Annotated in this window: 17 protein-coding genes and 1 pseudogene; 3 read left to right on the plus strand and 15 right to left on the minus strand. The window is 37.2% G+C overall.

The genetic code is table 11. The features are described from left to right. Positions 1-44: 44 nt before the first annotated feature. From mtnP to M0R21_10670, 3 genes are all read right to left on the minus strand, one after another. Positions 45-791, minus strand: coding sequence for an S-methyl-5'-thioadenosine phosphorylase (mtnP, locus tag M0R21_10660; protein ID MCK9618280.1), 747 nt, complete (start codon positions 789-791; stop codon positions 45-47). A gap of 131 nt (positions 792-922) precedes the next feature. Beyond that, positions 923-3022: a helix-hairpin-helix domain-containing protein gene (locus M0R21_10665; protein ID MCK9618281.1), complete on the minus strand. Its 2100-nt coding sequence runs from the start codon at positions 3020-3022 to the stop codon at positions 923-925. A gap of 11 nt (positions 3023-3033) precedes the next feature. Beyond that, a complete protein-coding gene (locus M0R21_10670) occupies positions 3034-3852 on the minus strand; it encodes a hypothetical protein (GenBank protein MCK9618282.1) in 819 nt (272 codons plus the stop codon). Positions 3853-3974: 122 nt separating this feature from the next. Here M0R21_10670 and M0R21_10675 point away from each other — a divergent pair, with 122 nt between their 5' ends. After that, positions 3975-4637 carry a DUF2461 domain-containing protein gene (locus M0R21_10675; protein MCK9618283.1) on the plus strand — a complete coding sequence of 221 codons (663 nt, stop codon included), beginning with the start codon at positions 3975-3977 and terminating at the stop codon, positions 4635-4637. A gap of 63 nt (positions 4638-4700) precedes the next feature. On the opposite strand, the gene M0R21_10680 is transcribed toward M0R21_10675, so the two are convergent. From M0R21_10680 to M0R21_10705, 6 genes are all read right to left on the minus strand, one after another. Continuing rightward, the gene (locus M0R21_10680; protein MCK9618284.1) at positions 4701-5249 is read right to left on the minus strand and encodes a hypothetical protein; all 549 of its coding nucleotides are present in this window, start codon (positions 5247-5249) and stop codon (positions 4701-4703) included. 194 nt (positions 5250-5443) lie between these two features. Then, complete coding sequence (locus M0R21_10685) at positions 5444-5878, minus strand: hypothetical protein (GenBank protein ID MCK9618285.1); 435 nt, start codon at positions 5876-5878, stop codon at positions 5444-5446. A gap of 138 nt (positions 5879-6016) precedes the next feature. Further along, a complete protein-coding gene (locus tag M0R21_10690; protein ID MCK9618286.1) occupies positions 6017-6511 on the minus strand; it encodes a hypothetical protein in 495 nt (164 codons plus the stop codon). Further along, on the minus strand, positions 6511-7443 hold the full coding sequence (locus M0R21_10695; protein MCK9618287.1) for a hypothetical protein: 933 nt from the start codon (positions 7441-7443) through the stop codon (positions 6511-6513). Before M0R21_10695 ends, M0R21_10690 begins: the two co-directional genes overlap by 1 nt. A gap of 95 nt (positions 7444-7538) precedes the next feature. Continuing rightward, on the minus strand, positions 7539-7970 hold the full coding sequence (locus tag M0R21_10700) for a hypothetical protein (GenBank protein MCK9618288.1): 432 nt from the start codon (positions 7968-7970) through the stop codon (positions 7539-7541). Between the two features lie 4 nt (positions 7971-7974). Then, complete coding sequence (locus tag M0R21_10705; GenBank protein ID MCK9618289.1) at positions 7975-8925, minus strand: RHS repeat-associated core domain-containing protein; 951 nt, start codon at positions 8923-8925, stop codon at positions 7975-7977. A gap of 149 nt (positions 8926-9074) precedes the next feature. On the opposite strand from M0R21_10705, the gene tnpA reads away from it, so the two are divergent. Then, positions 9075-9515: an IS200/IS605 family transposase gene (gene tnpA / locus M0R21_10710; GenBank protein ID MCK9618290.1), complete on the plus strand. Its 441-nt coding sequence runs from the start codon at positions 9075-9077 to the stop codon at positions 9513-9515. Between the two features lie 39 nt (positions 9516-9554). On the opposite strand, the gene M0R21_10715 is transcribed toward tnpA, so the two are convergent. Then, positions 9555-10151: a hypothetical protein gene (locus M0R21_10715; GenBank protein ID MCK9618291.1), complete on the minus strand. Its 597-nt coding sequence runs from the start codon at positions 10149-10151 to the stop codon at positions 9555-9557. 6 nt (positions 10152-10157) lie between these two features. Then, a complete protein-coding gene (locus tag M0R21_10720; GenBank protein ID MCK9618292.1) occupies positions 10158-11810 on the minus strand; it encodes a hypothetical protein in 1653 nt (550 codons plus the stop codon). A 176-nt stretch (positions 11811-11986) separates the two neighbouring features. Between M0R21_10720 and M0R21_10725 the strand changes: the two genes are divergently transcribed. Beyond that, a complete protein-coding gene (locus tag M0R21_10725; GenBank protein ID MCK9618293.1) occupies positions 11987-12145 on the plus strand; it encodes a hypothetical protein in 159 nt (52 codons plus the stop codon). Between the two features lie 17 nt (positions 12146-12162). On the opposite strand, the gene M0R21_10730 is transcribed toward M0R21_10725, so the two are convergent. The 4 genes and pseudogenes from M0R21_10730 to M0R21_10745 all read right to left on the minus strand — a co-directional run. Beyond that, positions 12163-12711: a hypothetical protein gene (locus M0R21_10730; GenBank protein ID MCK9618294.1), complete on the minus strand. Its 549-nt coding sequence runs from the start codon at positions 12709-12711 to the stop codon at positions 12163-12165. 653 nt (positions 12712-13364) lie between these two features. Further along, positions 13365-13634: pseudogene (locus M0R21_10735) on the minus strand (RHS repeat-associated core domain-containing protein). 211 nt (positions 13635-13845) lie between these two features. Further along, positions 13846-14466 (minus strand): hypothetical protein, encoded by a 621-nt coding sequence (locus tag M0R21_10740; GenBank protein ID MCK9618295.1) that lies wholly within the window; start codon positions 14464-14466, stop codon positions 13846-13848. Positions 14467-14484: 18 nt separating this feature from the next. Continuing rightward, the coding region (locus M0R21_10745) for a D-Ala-D-Ala carboxypeptidase family metallohydrolase (GenBank protein MCK9618296.1) at positions 14485-15836 on the minus strand (1352 nt) is incomplete at its 5' end.

Consider the following 15836-nt stretch of genomic DNA (forward strand, 5'->3'; position numbering starts at 1 on the left):
TATGAATATCAATACATAATATAAAAAATAGCCTCACAGAATCATTAAAGTATGGCTAAAACTTTAATCAAAAGCCTGGTAATTTTTTCAACATTGTTGTTGAATACTTTCATAATTTCTTCCCAGGTAGCCGGTTCCTCATCGCGTTTCCATGCGTCGTAATCGGTGCTCATAGCAATGGCTACGTAGGGTATGCCCGCTTCATTAGCAAGAGCTGCTTCCGGAGACGTACTCATGTTCACAATATCGGCACCCCAAATTCGGTACATTTTAGATTCGGCACGGGTAGAAAAACGGGGTCCTTCAATAGTAATAATGGTTGCAGAGGGATGGATATTTATTTCCAATTGTTGGGCAGCAAGCAAAACCTGCTGGCGTATTTTTTCTGAAAATGGATCTGCCATAGCAATATGCCCCCAATTATCGGGTTCAAAATGTTCAAAAAAACTGGTTTTTCTGTGCCGGGTAAAATCAATGAACTGATCGGGAAGTACCAAGTCGCCACGTTTAATGGCATCACGAAGGCTGCCGCAAGCCGTAGATGCGAGAATACAATCGCATTCCAATTGTTGCAGCGCAGATATGTTTGCTTTGTTATTAACCTGGGTAGGAGGGATGGTATGTTCTCTTCCATGTCTCGATAGAATATATACATGTTTGTTTTTAAGTGTCCCTGAGAATATAGTGGAACTGGGTGTTCCATAGGGCGTGTTTATTTCCAGTTCTTCTGTCTGATTAAAAATATTGAGTTTCTCGAGACCCGATCCACCAATGATGCCGATTTTTTTCATTTGTTATTAATTTGATTGTTATCGGTCGTATATAACCCAAATATTTGAAAATGATTTTTATATGTGTTTATGTAAGTATTACATGTGGGTTTCATAGTTCGTAAATAAGGAGGCTAAATTATAAAAATAAATTATAAGTTTATTTGTAATAGAACTTTTACTTCTGATTTATGAGGACTGTAAATAGAGCCTTCATCACTTCCGGAGCCGGGTACCCGGGTGAAAAAAGAGCGGGAATATTTAAAATATCCTTTTATATTATTTGTGAACGAGTATTTTAGCAGAATAAAAAAACGACTGCCTTTCCCATACAAAGAAGGTATGGAAAAGGAATAAGGCACATCGTTTTCGTAAATATAAATGCGTTCATTGTAGCTTTCTGTATCGAATAATCCATAGCCGGAACACGCAGTCCATTTGTACATTTCGTTTGCATACATCAGCATGGGATAAATTACCAATCCTTCTTTTTTGTTCTCATTGTAGCATAGGGTGGTTACGTATTCAATTCTGGTTTTTATTGTTAATTCCGGCAGAAGGGAGTATTGAAAGTACAACCTGTATGAAGAACGTTCTTTTAGCGCTACAGGCGTAATGAGATGTTTGTTAGTGGTAAGGTTAACTTCCGTGTTTTTGATTCTGTATTGCAGGTAAAAACCCTGTTTATTATCCGGGAAATACTCAAGCCGGATGAGGTATTCATTGCCGTGAGTAGGAGCATTGACAAGGTATTTTAACCAGGGGAAACTGAAAAAGTCGGCATACCCGCTTACATTCCAATGGGAATTAATGGGTATCTGCATTCCGGTAAAAATGCCTTTTTCATTTGCACAGGATGTGCTTTCGGAAAAAGCATTGCCATGTTCATTTTGATACCCGGGAGGGTAATTCCTGTAAACAGCCGAGAAATTTATCCAATCTACGATGCGCGAATTAATTCCTGCAATTCCGGCATAAGTTCCCTTTCCGTTTGTACTTATTTCTCCAAAGATATTAACATTCCGGTACATTACGTCATAATCCCATCCTACAAAGGTTCTTTCCCCCGACTGTGCATGGTAGTAGCGGTATGGATCATCATTGTTTGCAGGGTTTTTATCATACCGGGAAGTGTAAATTGTAATCCCGGTCTTGAAAAGGCTGCCTTTTAGTGTCAGCCTTCCTCCGTAAAGGGTTTCTTTCAATGCATTGCGGGTTTTCAGTTCATTTATACTCCTGTGATAACCGGTTTCGATAAGTGAAGAATATTCGTTTTCTGTTTGCGATGTATCGTCCGTAAGGCGGGCATCTTTGTTTCTGAAAGAAGCAAAAGCCGTTATTTCCAGCTTGTGTAGTGAGACGGAAGAAGCAATCCCCCGGAAAAATCTAATTTCATTGGTAGAAGTGCTTGGATATACTCCCCGGTGAAATTTTTTGACAGAGAAAATATCCGGAGATTTTCCTAATGAAAAACCGGAACCCAGAGTAAGACCCTGTCCGAATTGTAATTGGTAATCGCCAACGACAAATGACTGGACAATACCCGCTTTCTCCAATGCAACAAAACCAGAATAAAAATCGAACCCGTTTTGTTGCGAACCCTTGAAAAATTCCTCACCGGCATCTTTTTCAGCGGTAAAGCCTATACGGCATTGGGCATTCAAGGCTGAATGGAACCGGACACAAATTTTATCAGGACTACCGAGATATGCACTTTTCGATTTTTTATTTTCCGAAGTATCGGAAGGCGTTACATAAGCAGATTGTTTTTCAATGCCTCGCTGGTAAAACACGCTGAATTGCCGGGAATGTTTGCCGGCAGAATAAGAAAAGATTTTCCCGTAGCCAAACCGTACGGTGCCGACGTAAATAAATGGCAGGATATTTTCAATATCACCGGGAGTAAAACCTTCAATGCACTGCAATTCATAAATACTCAGCAGATTTCCAAAAATATTACGATAGGCAAATAAATTATAAATCTGCATATCGTTTAAAAATGGGATGCGATGCAATTCCTCTTCTGTAGCCGAGTTTACATTGAGCGGATGTTGGCTGTAATATTCAATGAATGTTGTGATTTCATCGCTATCAAACTCTGTTTCCTTCGTTTGTGCCCAATCTTCCAAGGCTTGTTCATTGATGATGGGTTGTTTTACCGGAACCTGGGCATTCAATTTGTAAAATCCTGCCCATGCCGTTAGCACGAAGCAGAAAAATAACAAAAATCTTTTGTTTTCCCGGACAAACATTGTCAGTAATTTTAATTAAAAGAATAAATAACTGATGCCTGCGGAGAATATCCCAACACCTGGTGATATTGTGTCGCTATTTCGAGGATAAACTGCTTGTAAGTAATTCCAAATCCAAAACAAAATAATGTAGGGTTTGAAGATATTCCTGTGCGAAGGAAAATACCCTTTACGGGAGCATATTCCATTCCGGCTTTGATGTTGATTTTATGGTAAAGGCTTTTTTCGGCTTCACAACTTATAGTCAATTGTTTTATGGGGAAATAAACCAACCCAACATTGTAAACCGAAGGTATGCATTCATCGTTGTAAGACGACAATTTTACATTTAAAGGATTGAAAACATGGATTCCTGCACCCAGCTGACCGGAGAGCCGGGCAAAAATACCGGCTTCGAAGGTGAAATTGTTTTTGGTTCCGTAGCCTTCGCCTATCGCAGTGCGCAGCCAGTTGAGACCTATCCCGGCGGAAAAACCTGTTCCAAATGTTTTTGCATACGCGAGCCCCATAGTCAGTTCGTTGTAGGAAGAATAGCCAAAATAGTTCACATAAAAACCCAACGTTCCTGAATGCGTTGGCAAAACACCTGCTACACATTGCATAGCCGTTTCTTTCAGCAGATATTGGTTTTTGTAGGCAAATCCCAATGTGGCTTTTTCACAGTGGGTCATCAGCGCCTGGTTATTGTAAGCCGACCACACGTCTCCGGTGTAAAGCCCGATGCCACCCATGCCCGCCGAACGACTGCCAACCGGGGAATGCTCGCGTTGCGCGATAATGAAACCCGATAACAGAACGCAACCTGCCAGTATGAGAACCCCTTTTCTCATATTTCATGAATTGGCTGCTAATATATGCAATTATTTTGGAAAAAGCAATAAGATAATCGTCTGGAGAAAAGCAATGCGGTATAAAAAAGGAAATTGTATTTTTGCTCAAAAATATCTGCATTATGGATACACTACTCATACTGGATTTTTTGAGTGAACTGAAGGAAAACAACAACCGCGAATGGTTTCAGGTAAACAGAAAACGTTTTGATGCTGCAACTGCTGAATTTAAAAAATATGTTGCTACGCTGATAGCCGAAGTGCTGAGATTTGATTCTTCAATAGGCGGGCTTACTCCCGGGGATTGTCTTTTCCGGATTTACCGCGATGTACGGTTTTCGGCTGATAAATCGCCATACAAGATTAATTTCGGTGCATTTTTGGCTCCTGGTGGACGAAAAAGCCTTAAAGCAGGATATTATTTTCATCTGGAACCGGGCAACTCGTTGCTGGGAGGAGGAATTTACATGCCCATGCCGGATGTACAGAAAAAGCTACGCCAGGAAGTATATTTTCATGTGGAGGAATTTAAAGGCATACTTAACCATTTGGATTTTCTACGTTATTTCGGGGCAATGGATACTTTCGATAAAATGAAAAAACCGCCCAGGGATTTTCCTGCCGATTTTCCGGATATTGACCTGTTGAAGTATCGCAGTTATACCATTCTGCATACATTGCCTGAAGCAATGCTTTTTTCGGATGCACTTGTTGACTATACAATCGCCGTATTTAAAGCTATGAAGCCCCTGAACGATTTTCTGAGCAGGGCAGTTGAAGGGTAATATTTCTGGTTTTTGGTTTTTAGCTTTTGCTCTCCAGACTACCGGGACCGCTCAGCCGGGGATTTATTTTAACTCATACTCTATTCCCAGATAACAATTTGGCGTAAATTCATTTATCATTAAAAAGAAACCGTCATAAGAACCTATTCCAGCACCTGTAAACAAATGGAATCTCTTAAATGTATATTGGGCACCGATAGATGCCGTATTTTCAACAATTAGTTTTTTGTGTCTTGTGTAAACAGGTGGACCAAGTTGGTATTCCTTGTACTTGAATTGGTAAATTAAAAAATCAAACTGCCCGAATATTTTAAAGTTCTTAAATTGTTCGTCGGAATAATACCTGTAACCTAAGTTTATACCGAATGCTTCTTTTTCATATTTATCAACAGGATCTCCATTTATAATTTTTTTTAAACAAGAATAATGTGAGCCTGCATATAAATTATGCCTTTTATATTCGAATGAAAGTGCCGGAATATAATGCAGTGCCTTGTTTGTATATGAAGTAGAGTAGCGTATCCCATAATGTACACCTGACTGACTATATGCTCCAAAATGAAAGATGAACATGGTCAGTAAAAATATTGGCAATAAAATTTTTTTATACATTTTAGTTTAAGATTGTCCTTTGTGAAACAGAATTATTTCCAAAAGTACCAATAATAATATAAATTTACTTCGGCGTAAGCAGAATCTTGTTCTTTTATTTTATCTCTGACTGGCATATTTGTTTATTGTAATTGCGAAATTACAAATTTTGCTTTATTACGAGCGGGCAAGAGAAAATTGATCTTTTTCATTTTTTATGGGTAGGTTATTGTCCAATTCATTCTTTGTAAGTCTTGTAAGCTTAAATCATAACGCTTTAATACCAAATAATAATGCGTTACAGAACTCCATGGTATTTTTTCTATTATTTCGGCATCAAATACATAAACCATTAAGGTGTCTGATGGAATTGACATTCCATCATCAAAAGCATCTTCAAAACAAACCCTACGTCTTAAAGCTTTAGTATTATTTTTATTTGGATAAACTTTATAAATTGTTGATTCAGGCTCTGGACTTGATGAATGTATAAAATCTAAAGTATCTGGGTAATATAAATCTCCCATTAAATACAATGATTTATTTGAATTATTTATAAACTGAATCGTCTTGTGACAATCACTATCTTCTCTTTCACAAGTGCTACTTATAAAAAGAATGCATGTAAAAAAAATAAAAATGTTTTTCATTTTAATATTGTCTTAATCTCCGCTGAACGGTATATTGATCTTTTCTTGATACTTTGTTGGCATTTTCGTTTATTGTAATTGCAAAAATGCAATTTCCGCTATGTTCCGAGCGGAATTGCAAATTCTGCTCAGCCGGGGTTACTTATTTCCACACTCATTAACTAATTTCTTCAGAATAAATTTATTGCTTGTATACAAATAAAGCCATTCCGGATAGTCTGAAACCGGAGAACCAATATCATGTATAACAAACTTTCTTTTAGATTTTGTTGTTTCAAAAAAGTTAATAGGCGGATTATTTAAAAAAACAACAAATAAATGTTCTTTATAATAAAAACACCCATAAAGATTAACATACTGTTCGAAAATAAGTGTTGTTTTTAAATCATAGTTTGCCGACAAATCAATAAATACACTATCGCTTTTTTCAATTATAACAATACTGAAAACAATAGCCTTAGAATAATAATCACAATCTTTTAAGCAACAAATAGCATTAGTAATTACCGAATCAAGTTGCTGACTTTTAATTTTTAATAAAGTCAGTTCTTTGTCGTATTTATTGCATTGAGCAAACAAAACGCCATTAAAAATTAATGGAATGATCAATAAATGTTTTAGAAATGATTTCATTATTTTACTTTTGGTGCTATTATTTCAAACATTGGCAAGTTACCAGGTATCGAGAATTGATTAAAAGGCATATACTTGCCATCATTAGGAGTAAAGATGTTAAATTTCGCATTTGGATGTAACATTTGAATCGTTGTTGCAAAACCAACATCTCCTGGCGAAATAGTTGTCGTGTTATTGTCGTGGCTATGGTCATTTCCTCTGTAAGTATATGTGTAAAGTTGAGTTGTATACAACCCATAACCGCCATAATCTGTGCCTGATTCGCGAGTAGTAGTAATATAATTAAGCCCTTGATCTCCTTCTACACCTACCCTTGATCTACTCCATTCAACTTTAGAGTTTTTTGCCACAAATTCAAAAAGATTTTTTGCTTTATCATCCCCTCTTACTTTAAGCACATCATATTTATACCATTTATCATCACGAGGGTCTTTTACTGACTGAGAATATTTACTATCCAAAATCCCTTTATCAACAGTTATAGAATTATCTTTCATCCCATTATCCCAGCTTTCTTTTGTATACAGCACATCAAAATTATCGTTTGTTTTTTCAACAAGGTTAACATTTCCTTGATCGTCAACAGTATAATTATCATCAAGTGCTCCAGTCGGATCAATACGAACAATTGGGCTATTCTGGCAATAACTATACGGGCTTACCCAGTTTCTTTGGTCTGCTAATGGGTCCATAGTAGTAAAATGAAGTGCTATAGGGTCGTACATCCTTGCCCCGTAATCGTACCAGTTAAGGCCGTAATCTTCCTGTAGTTCCTTGCCGTTGTACAGGTAATTATTCTTTAAATCTGCACCGGAGGTATAGCCCAAGACTTCCAACTGCATGCCAAAGGGATAGTAATGCTGGTATTCCATTACCTGGGGCAGGCCCGGGGCGGAATATTGGTCTTTTATTTGATATCCTGTTGACATATTCGTTTATTGTATTTGCGGAATTACAAATTTCTCTTTATTCCGAATAGAAAAATATTTTCCGCTCAGCCGGAAACTTTTGATGTGCCACTTCACTATATCGTGTATTTCTTAATATTTATTAGTTTGTATTGTTTTGCTTTTGTACTATATTTATATGTAAAAATCTTACTCCCAGACCAGGCCATCATCACTTCTCCTTTTTCTTTGGTTACTCCATAATCAATCATTCCTATTTCAATGTTTCCCTGATTTACTTCAATGGGTAAAAGTTTTATCACATAGAGGCTCTTTTTATTTTTTAAAAAAAACTCCAAGCTATCTGTAACATCAATAATATGATAATTTTTAATCTTTGATGGAAGCTTAATATCAAAACTTTTCATTATATAAACTGTGTCAATTTTATCCCCCGTGGACAAATGAGCACATAACGCTTGTTGATAAAGTTTAGATGTTTCAGTTTCATCAGAACCTTTAAAAGATAGAATAATCAAACTTATTATAAATAATGGCAAATATCTCATATTTTTACTTTTTAAATATTGACATTGGTATGGTTGCTATTACACCATTTCTTATGTATACATATATTGTTCCGTTCCCCATTCCAAAAACATAATCTTTCCCTGTAGCTGTATTTATATCTGTTTTTGAAGGTGGTTGTACCCAGCTTGCGGTTCCTCCAGCAACTTTTGTAGTTCCACTTGGATGACTATGAAAATCAAGATCTCCAACAATAGATGCATTTTTTCCTGAAGCTGAATTTCCGGCGGTTCCCGGTTTTGCAGATGTAACCATTCCATTATTAAGGATTCCCCCATATTCACGGTTATTTGTAGCTACTGTTCCACCTGTACCATTATCTTTAACAACTTCCATCATCTTTCCAATGGTTCTTGGAGATGCAATTTGAATTACGTTTTTCATGTGGTCACCTTTCAAATTCCCTTTCGAAATTTCTGATTCAGTCATTGCTGCCGCTTCTTTTGAAATAGGTGAAGAAAATCCTCTTTCTTCACCTTTATTAGGGTATATTTCGTTTGTAGTTTGAGATGTTTTTATAACAAAATTTCTATCAGGTTTATCATTTACTACCCTATAGATTTCTTGCCCTTGCTTATTATAATAAATATCATCATCTAACATGCCATTTGCATCAATCCTTGTAATTGGATTACTCTGGCAATAGTTGTACGGACTTACCCAACTGCGTTTTTCTGTTTTCGGGTCAATAGTACTCCACCTTCCAATCACCGGATCATACATCCTTGCGCCGTAATCGTACCAGTTCAGGTTATAATCTTCCTGCAATTCCTTGCCGTTGTACAGGTAATTGTTTTTTAAATCGGCACCGGAGGTATAGCCCAGGGCTTCCAATTGCATGCCAAAAGGATAGTAATGCTGGTATTCCATTACCTGGGGCAGGCCGGGAGCGGCTGCGGCATAGGTGGCACGGGTATTACCTAAGTGGTCTTTCATAAAGTACTCGTAACGGTAAGTGTTGCCGGTTATTTTTGAGACACTTAATTTTTTAATCAATAAAATTCCTCGGGGCTTGCCCCGGGGTAAAAGAGGATAGTTTGAAAACCTAAGGTTTTCGATACGCTTGAAAAGCGTAAATTTGCTGAATGGATGAACATATCTACAAACGGCATAACAAAACACTTCTTTTGTATCATTTGGTTTTTCCGGTGAAATATAGACGGAAAGTGATAAGTGGCCCGATTGGTGAGGCGATTAAAGATATCAGCCTGGAGATTGGCGATCGTTTTGAAATAGAGTTTGTAGAGATCGGCACAGATGAAGACCACATTCATTTTTTGGTTCAGGGGGTACCGACGATGTCTGTAGGACAGATTATAAGGATCATAAAAAGCATCACATCCCGAGAGATTTTTCACAGATTTCCAGAAGTGAAGAAAGCATTGTGGGGTGGCAGTTTCTGGACAAGTGGATACTATGCGAATACGGTTGGTCAATATGGCAACACGGAAGTTATAAAGAAGTATGTTGAGAATCAGGGAATGAAATACAATCAATTGCATACTCAACAGCTTAGTTTGTGGTGATCTTTCTTTAAGATACCTCGGGGCTTGCCCCGGGGTCATTCATTCAAAAAGAAATTTAATAAATTTTTCGCCATCCCAATAAAAGGCAATACTTTCGCTTTCAATGAAATTTTCGACAAGAATTCCATCGTTTAAGACATCAATTGTTTCCTCCGCTGCGTCCCATTTCCCTTTTTTTTCAACTGAAAGAATCATTTCTATTTTCTTAACATTTTTGTAATTACCTAATATAAAATATTTATAGCCACTATTTATCCTAAGGAATACAAAAAGAGTTAATTCTTTTGATTGAGGGTTTAAAAGGAATATTGAGAAATCTAAATATCCATCACCATTAAAATCACTTGAAGTAATAAAAGGTAAATTTTTATTATCAGCGGAAGGTTTCCATCCTTCAGCATAGTCCTCGATAGTAGGTAGTTTATAGTTGGGAAATTTTTTACTTAAAAACTTTATTAATGAAGTTGGAATATCGTTAATTGAATCAATTTGAAGGTTTTTCAAATTATCAATAATAGTTTCGTTCTCTTTAATGTCGTAATTTTTCAAACTATTACTCAACTTTTCCTTATTTTTTTCTATTTGGCTATAGCAACAAAGGGAAAATGTTAAAAATAAAAAAAGCAACTTATTCATATCAATTTATTTCTTTTTAATAAACGTTAAATGTCCATGATCATTATGACCACCTATCTTTTTACCATTAACAATTAATGGAATGTTTCCAACTTTCCAAACATCCATATTTGAAACATAATTTTTTGTAAACCCCCATTTGCCTGCTGTTTCAAGAAATGAATGGTTACTTTCAGCAGAAAAGTTTGAATTTGTTACTTTTCCTTGAAAACTCTGATAATCTTCATTTAAATATCGGAAATCAATACAATCTCCAGAATAACCGTTTTCACCACCATGCATTTTATGGTCTCCTCCTGGTGCACCTCCGTTTTCATTCGACATATCACCAAAATCAATTTTAAAACCACTATTAGATGTTTCCTTCATTTCAGTTACAAGTCCGAAAGTTGCTGCAGCTGTTTCGGGATTTAAGTAATGATCGCCTCCCTCATCCTCTTTTCCATATCTTCCAAATCCTTCTCCACTATCAGGAAATTTTACTAATCCCTTTTCATTTATCCCTAAAGTATATGTTTGGACTTGTTTTCCATCATTTGAAACAACGAAAGTATGTGATTTGCTATCCTTAACTTCAATACAATTAATTTGTCGATTATTAATGTTAATATTAAAAGTGTCCAATCCTAATACATCAATAAATTTAATAGGATTATTATAAGTGTATGTGTAACCAGTCCAATCATAATGTTTTTCATTTATTGGGTCAACAGTACTCCATCTACCAATTACCGGGTCGTACATCCTTGCCCCGTAGTCGTACCAGTTCAGGTTGTAATCTTCCTGCAATTCCTTGCCGTTGTAAAGGTAATTATTCTTTAAATCGGCACCGGAGGTATAGCCCAGGGCTTCCAATTGCATGCCAAAAGGATAGTAATGCTGGTATTCCATTACCTGCGGCAGGCCGGGGGCGGCAGCGGCATAGGTAGCACGGGTATTTCCCAGGTGGTCTTTCATAAAGTACTCGTAACGGTAAGTGTTGCCGGTAGGTACTAAGCGTCCTTCGGAGGTAAGGATGTATTGCAGCACACCGTTTTGGTTATAAACAAAATTACCAAGGTAATACGTCCCGCCGGTAACGGCACTACCTGCCAGTACTTTCTTTGCCAGCTTCGCACCGGTGGCATCGTAGGTGTATTGTATCTTATTACCGGAAGTAAGGTCAATCAGTTCTGGTTTATTAAGGTAATTGTAGCTGATAGCGGTTATGTTTTTATCTGCATCCGAGGTCATGTTGCCGTTAGCATCATAAAAATATCCTTGCTGGGTGGAAGTGCTTCCTGCGTAATCGGTAACATTTGCCACATCGCCCATAGCATCGGTGATATAACTTATCTGGTTGCTTGCTTCTCCACTCAGGTAATGAAAATTTAACTGGTCAATTTTCACTTCGTTGTCGGCATAGCGGTTTAAGGTAAGAATGTTTCCGTTGGCATCGTAGGTAAGTTGTTCGGAAAAAGAGTTATCGTAAGTCCAGCTTCCGCCGCTGCTTTTTTGTGCAAACAAGGCACTGTTTAAACGGTTGGCGTCATCATAGGTAAAGTTATAGGCATAGGCATCGGTGCTGTGGTTGTTTATCCACTGCATGGCAGAAATATTGCCGTTGTAAAGCGGGGTGCTTCCTCCTACCGGCTGTGGCTGGCTATAAAGTAATTGCATAGCAAACAGGTCTTTTTCAGAGGATAAATTACCCGGGTTATTAATCTGGGTAAGCCATCCACGGATGTTGTAAAGATAGTCGGTTTTTTGTAAACAAGGGCCAAAAGTGCTGCCGGTTTTTTCGGAATTGCAAATTCCGCTTAGCCGGGAAAAATATTTGCAACTCAGCCAGTGTCTTGGAGCAATTACAGCTCATTAACGAGCTGAACGAGGAAGAAAAGGGCATCCTGCTCAAGCTGATTGAGACTTTTGTTTCTAAAAAACGGTTTAATGATTATCTGCAAAAAAATATTGCTGCATATAAACAAAAAAGCCCGGCAAGTCCGGGCTTTTAAGAAACAGAGTATCCTCTTTAATTACGGTTTTCTTCAATCTTTATACTTTCACAAAACACCTCAAAATCTTTACTTGTTGATTCATCAACATTCATAACCTCAAATAAAGTTGAATCTTTCTTTAGATAAATCAATTGTCTATAGGAAGCTTTTGGTTCTTTACTCCTTAAGATTACACGAAGTGCTTTTAAATTTCCAATCGTCACAGTATCTCTCTTTTCTATAACATCTCCTTTAAATACGGTTTTCCATGAAGAAATTAAATAGTTTATTGAGTAATCTGCAGTATCTTGCATACAAATACACCATTGCCTAGTATTATCCTCAAATGAAGCTTCGTTTTCATCGTAATGTTCGGTATTAACGCCGACACAAAGACAATTATCTATTGAGCGAGCAACTGTGATATTATTCGGATACTTAAACTCTATAATAAAACCTGCATCAATCGTATCATGGTGTGTTATCCACTGGCTATAAACACTTCCTGCATTTTCTACTGTTTTAGTCAGTTTTCTTTGACAAGATAAGAATACTACAAATAGAACCAGAATAAAATATTTCATTCGCATATAATGTTGTAATTAATTTATTTAGCAGGTAGAGAATACCAAATCATTCCTGAGTAGTTGGGATTCTGGAAACTATTTAATTTTCCGGGGCCAATGTTTGTTGGTCGAGGACTTCCATTTACATTAGTTGTTTTACCGCCTATAATTTGTTTATTTTCAATTATAGAACCAGAAGTATTATACCGAGTTACATCAAATGTTTTTGTTGTCATGGTTACAACATGACCTCCATTTGCGCCAACAACTAGATTGCCTTTACCAGCTGATTCTTGGGCAGAAGCTACGGATTTTTCAGCAGTAACTTTACTAGCCAAATCATTCGTAATCCCTCGAGCTAAAGAGTTTCCATTTACAATTTCGATATTATCAACAGTTTTACCTTGTGCTTCAGTGGCAGATTCATAAGTTCGCCCTACAAAGTTCACGGATTGATTACATTTGTCGTAATTGTTTGTAACATAATCTTGAGCCCCAGCTACCGCTCCCTCTACACTAACTTCATTTTTTCCTCCTTGATTACTATACTCTCCAGTAAATTTAAAATATTCATCAGTCTTATCATTTCCCGTAAGTTTGAAAACGGCATTCGAACCATCTTCAACATGAAGTGTTTTATTACCATCTTTATCTAAAAAATCAGTCATTTCCATTCCATCCGGATCAATAAACCGTATTGGATTATTTAGTGCATAATTATATGGGCTCCATCTTCTTCCTTTTTCTGCCAACGGATCCACGGTGGTCCATCTACCAATCACCGGGTCATACATCCTGGCTCCGTAATCGTACCAGTTAAGGCCGTAATCTTCCTGTAATTCTTTGCCGTTGTACAGGTAATTATTCTTTAAATCTGCACCGGAGGTATAGCCCAAGGCTTCCAACTGCATGCCAAAGGGATAGTAATGCTGGTATTCCATTACCTGCGGCAGGCCCGGGGCGGCATATTGGTTTTTTATCTGACAACCTGTTGGCATATCGTTGATTGTAATTGCGAAATTACAAATTTTGCATTATTATGAGCGGAATTGCAAATGCAGCTCGGCATGGGCTTATATCCGGGATTTTAGAACTAAACAATCTTACTTATAGTAATGACAAAGTCCAGAACTGCGCCGGGCTTTGTTATTTTTATGGTTCACTTGTGGTTTCAACGCCTTTAATCTCTCTGCAATTTTTCAGGTATTGTAAATTGCTAATGTATTCTTGAGTTTGCGGCTGTATCTTTCTTTCTCTAATTTTACCATTAAGGATATCTACAATAAAGATTAAACTATCAAGCTTATTATTGTTATTCTTTGCCTTTTGAACCCATACTAAACTGATAGTTTTCTCTTCCTTATTTATACAATTACCCACAAATAATCTTGATTCAAAAATCAATTCATTGTTTTCATAATCAAATTCTTTTCCGGGATATGTATATTTGGGCAATTCAATAAGTGGCTTTATTGTATCTTTAGGACTGATTATAAAAACAGAGATATTCTCATCGCATTCTTTGCATGTTCTACCTGACACAACAAAATAAGTAATGCCATTACTGTCTGCTATGGATTCTAAGTAGTTCATCTCATAAAGTCTTGTATTGATACGACTATTGTCATTAAAAATAAGAAACATACCATCAACTTTTTTAAAATCCCATGCTTTTTGAGTAGGTTTAAGAGCATTTTCAACCAAAGCATTTTGATTTGTATTATTACATGCTACGATTATAAGCATTGCAATGAAAACTAATTTCTGTTTCATAACTTTTATTTTTAAATATTAAGGATTCCATGGAAAATACTTATTTGAACCGTTTACTATTTTATATATCATTAGTAAATTATCATGCCTTGGATTCAAATCAACATGAACATGTGGTGGTAATGCGCCGGGAGTACTATAGTTTGGATAATATATTGTTGTATTAAATAATCCTGAAGCCTGAGCTTGTATAGCTACATCTCTGTTTGGTATTCCCCTAACAACTACATCAGCAGCATCGCCATATAAGTGCCTGCTTCCTTTTGACCCCCCTACCGATGCATTTCTTGCTGCGCTTCTGTCTCCTCCAACAACTGTAACATCATAGCCCATCTGATCGGCAAAGTCTTGTAGCCGTCCCTTTAATTCATTAGATGATATTTTATAGTTGCCAAAATCAACACTACCCCCTTGTCCTGAGGGAAAAGCAAAAAAGGTACAAATAACTTCACCAGGTGTAGAGAAACTAAATGGCAAAGAGCCCACTTCTCCCTCCCTTTGCATTAAGCTCCAGTTGCTTCTTTGAACCCATATGCCATCTTTTCCATTCTTTTTTCCAAAGACCATGGGAAATACATTGGATAAAACACTGGAAATATCTTGCTCAGATGTAACAGTAACAGCATTTGGCAAAATATAATTATTATACACCTCGCCATAGGAAACATATTCTCCATTTGCATTATGATAGCTCCCGGTAATATAATCATAATGATAACCTCTTGGTATTCCTGCCGGTAAGGCAGATGCGCCCCAGCCTCCGTTACTGCTTAAGCTTGGTGCAGAATACGACCAGCCTCCTTCGCTATACCTCATATATCCACCACGATACCAAAAACCGGCATTTTCATAAGCATAACGGTCTGTCATCGCTTCTAAATAACTTGAACCATTATCAGTACTACCAGAGCCGCCACTGTCTTCGTCATCACCTTTGCCATCAGGATCATCATTGTTCCATCCTGTAGGATCAACATACATCAGCGGATTATTAAGACAGTATGAATACCGGTTGTAATTCTGAGCATTTCCGGGTGATTGTACAACGTTATCCGGGCTGAGGAACCGTTGCAGGTAGGGGTCATATAACCTCCCGTTCATATTTATAAGTCCGAAGTTAGTCATATGTTCATGTCCGGTAAAGCCACGGTCGAAACGGGGCTGAGTGGTATTGCGGTTTACAAGGGCATCAGTAATATCTATCTCCAGTATTTGCCATGTATCCGGGTCGCGCGGCCGTCCCCACGCATCATAGCTGTAACTGTCTGTTACCGCCCCTGCATCATTGGTAATTTTTAACCACGAACCCAAGTAGTCGGTATATACATAATTCATGGTTGCGTTGTTTTGTACATCTTTTTCATATACGG

Source organism: Lentimicrobiaceae bacterium, from assembly GCA_023227965.1.
Classification (GTDB): Bacteria; Bacteroidota; Bacteroidia; order Bacteroidales; family JALOCA01; genus JALOCA01.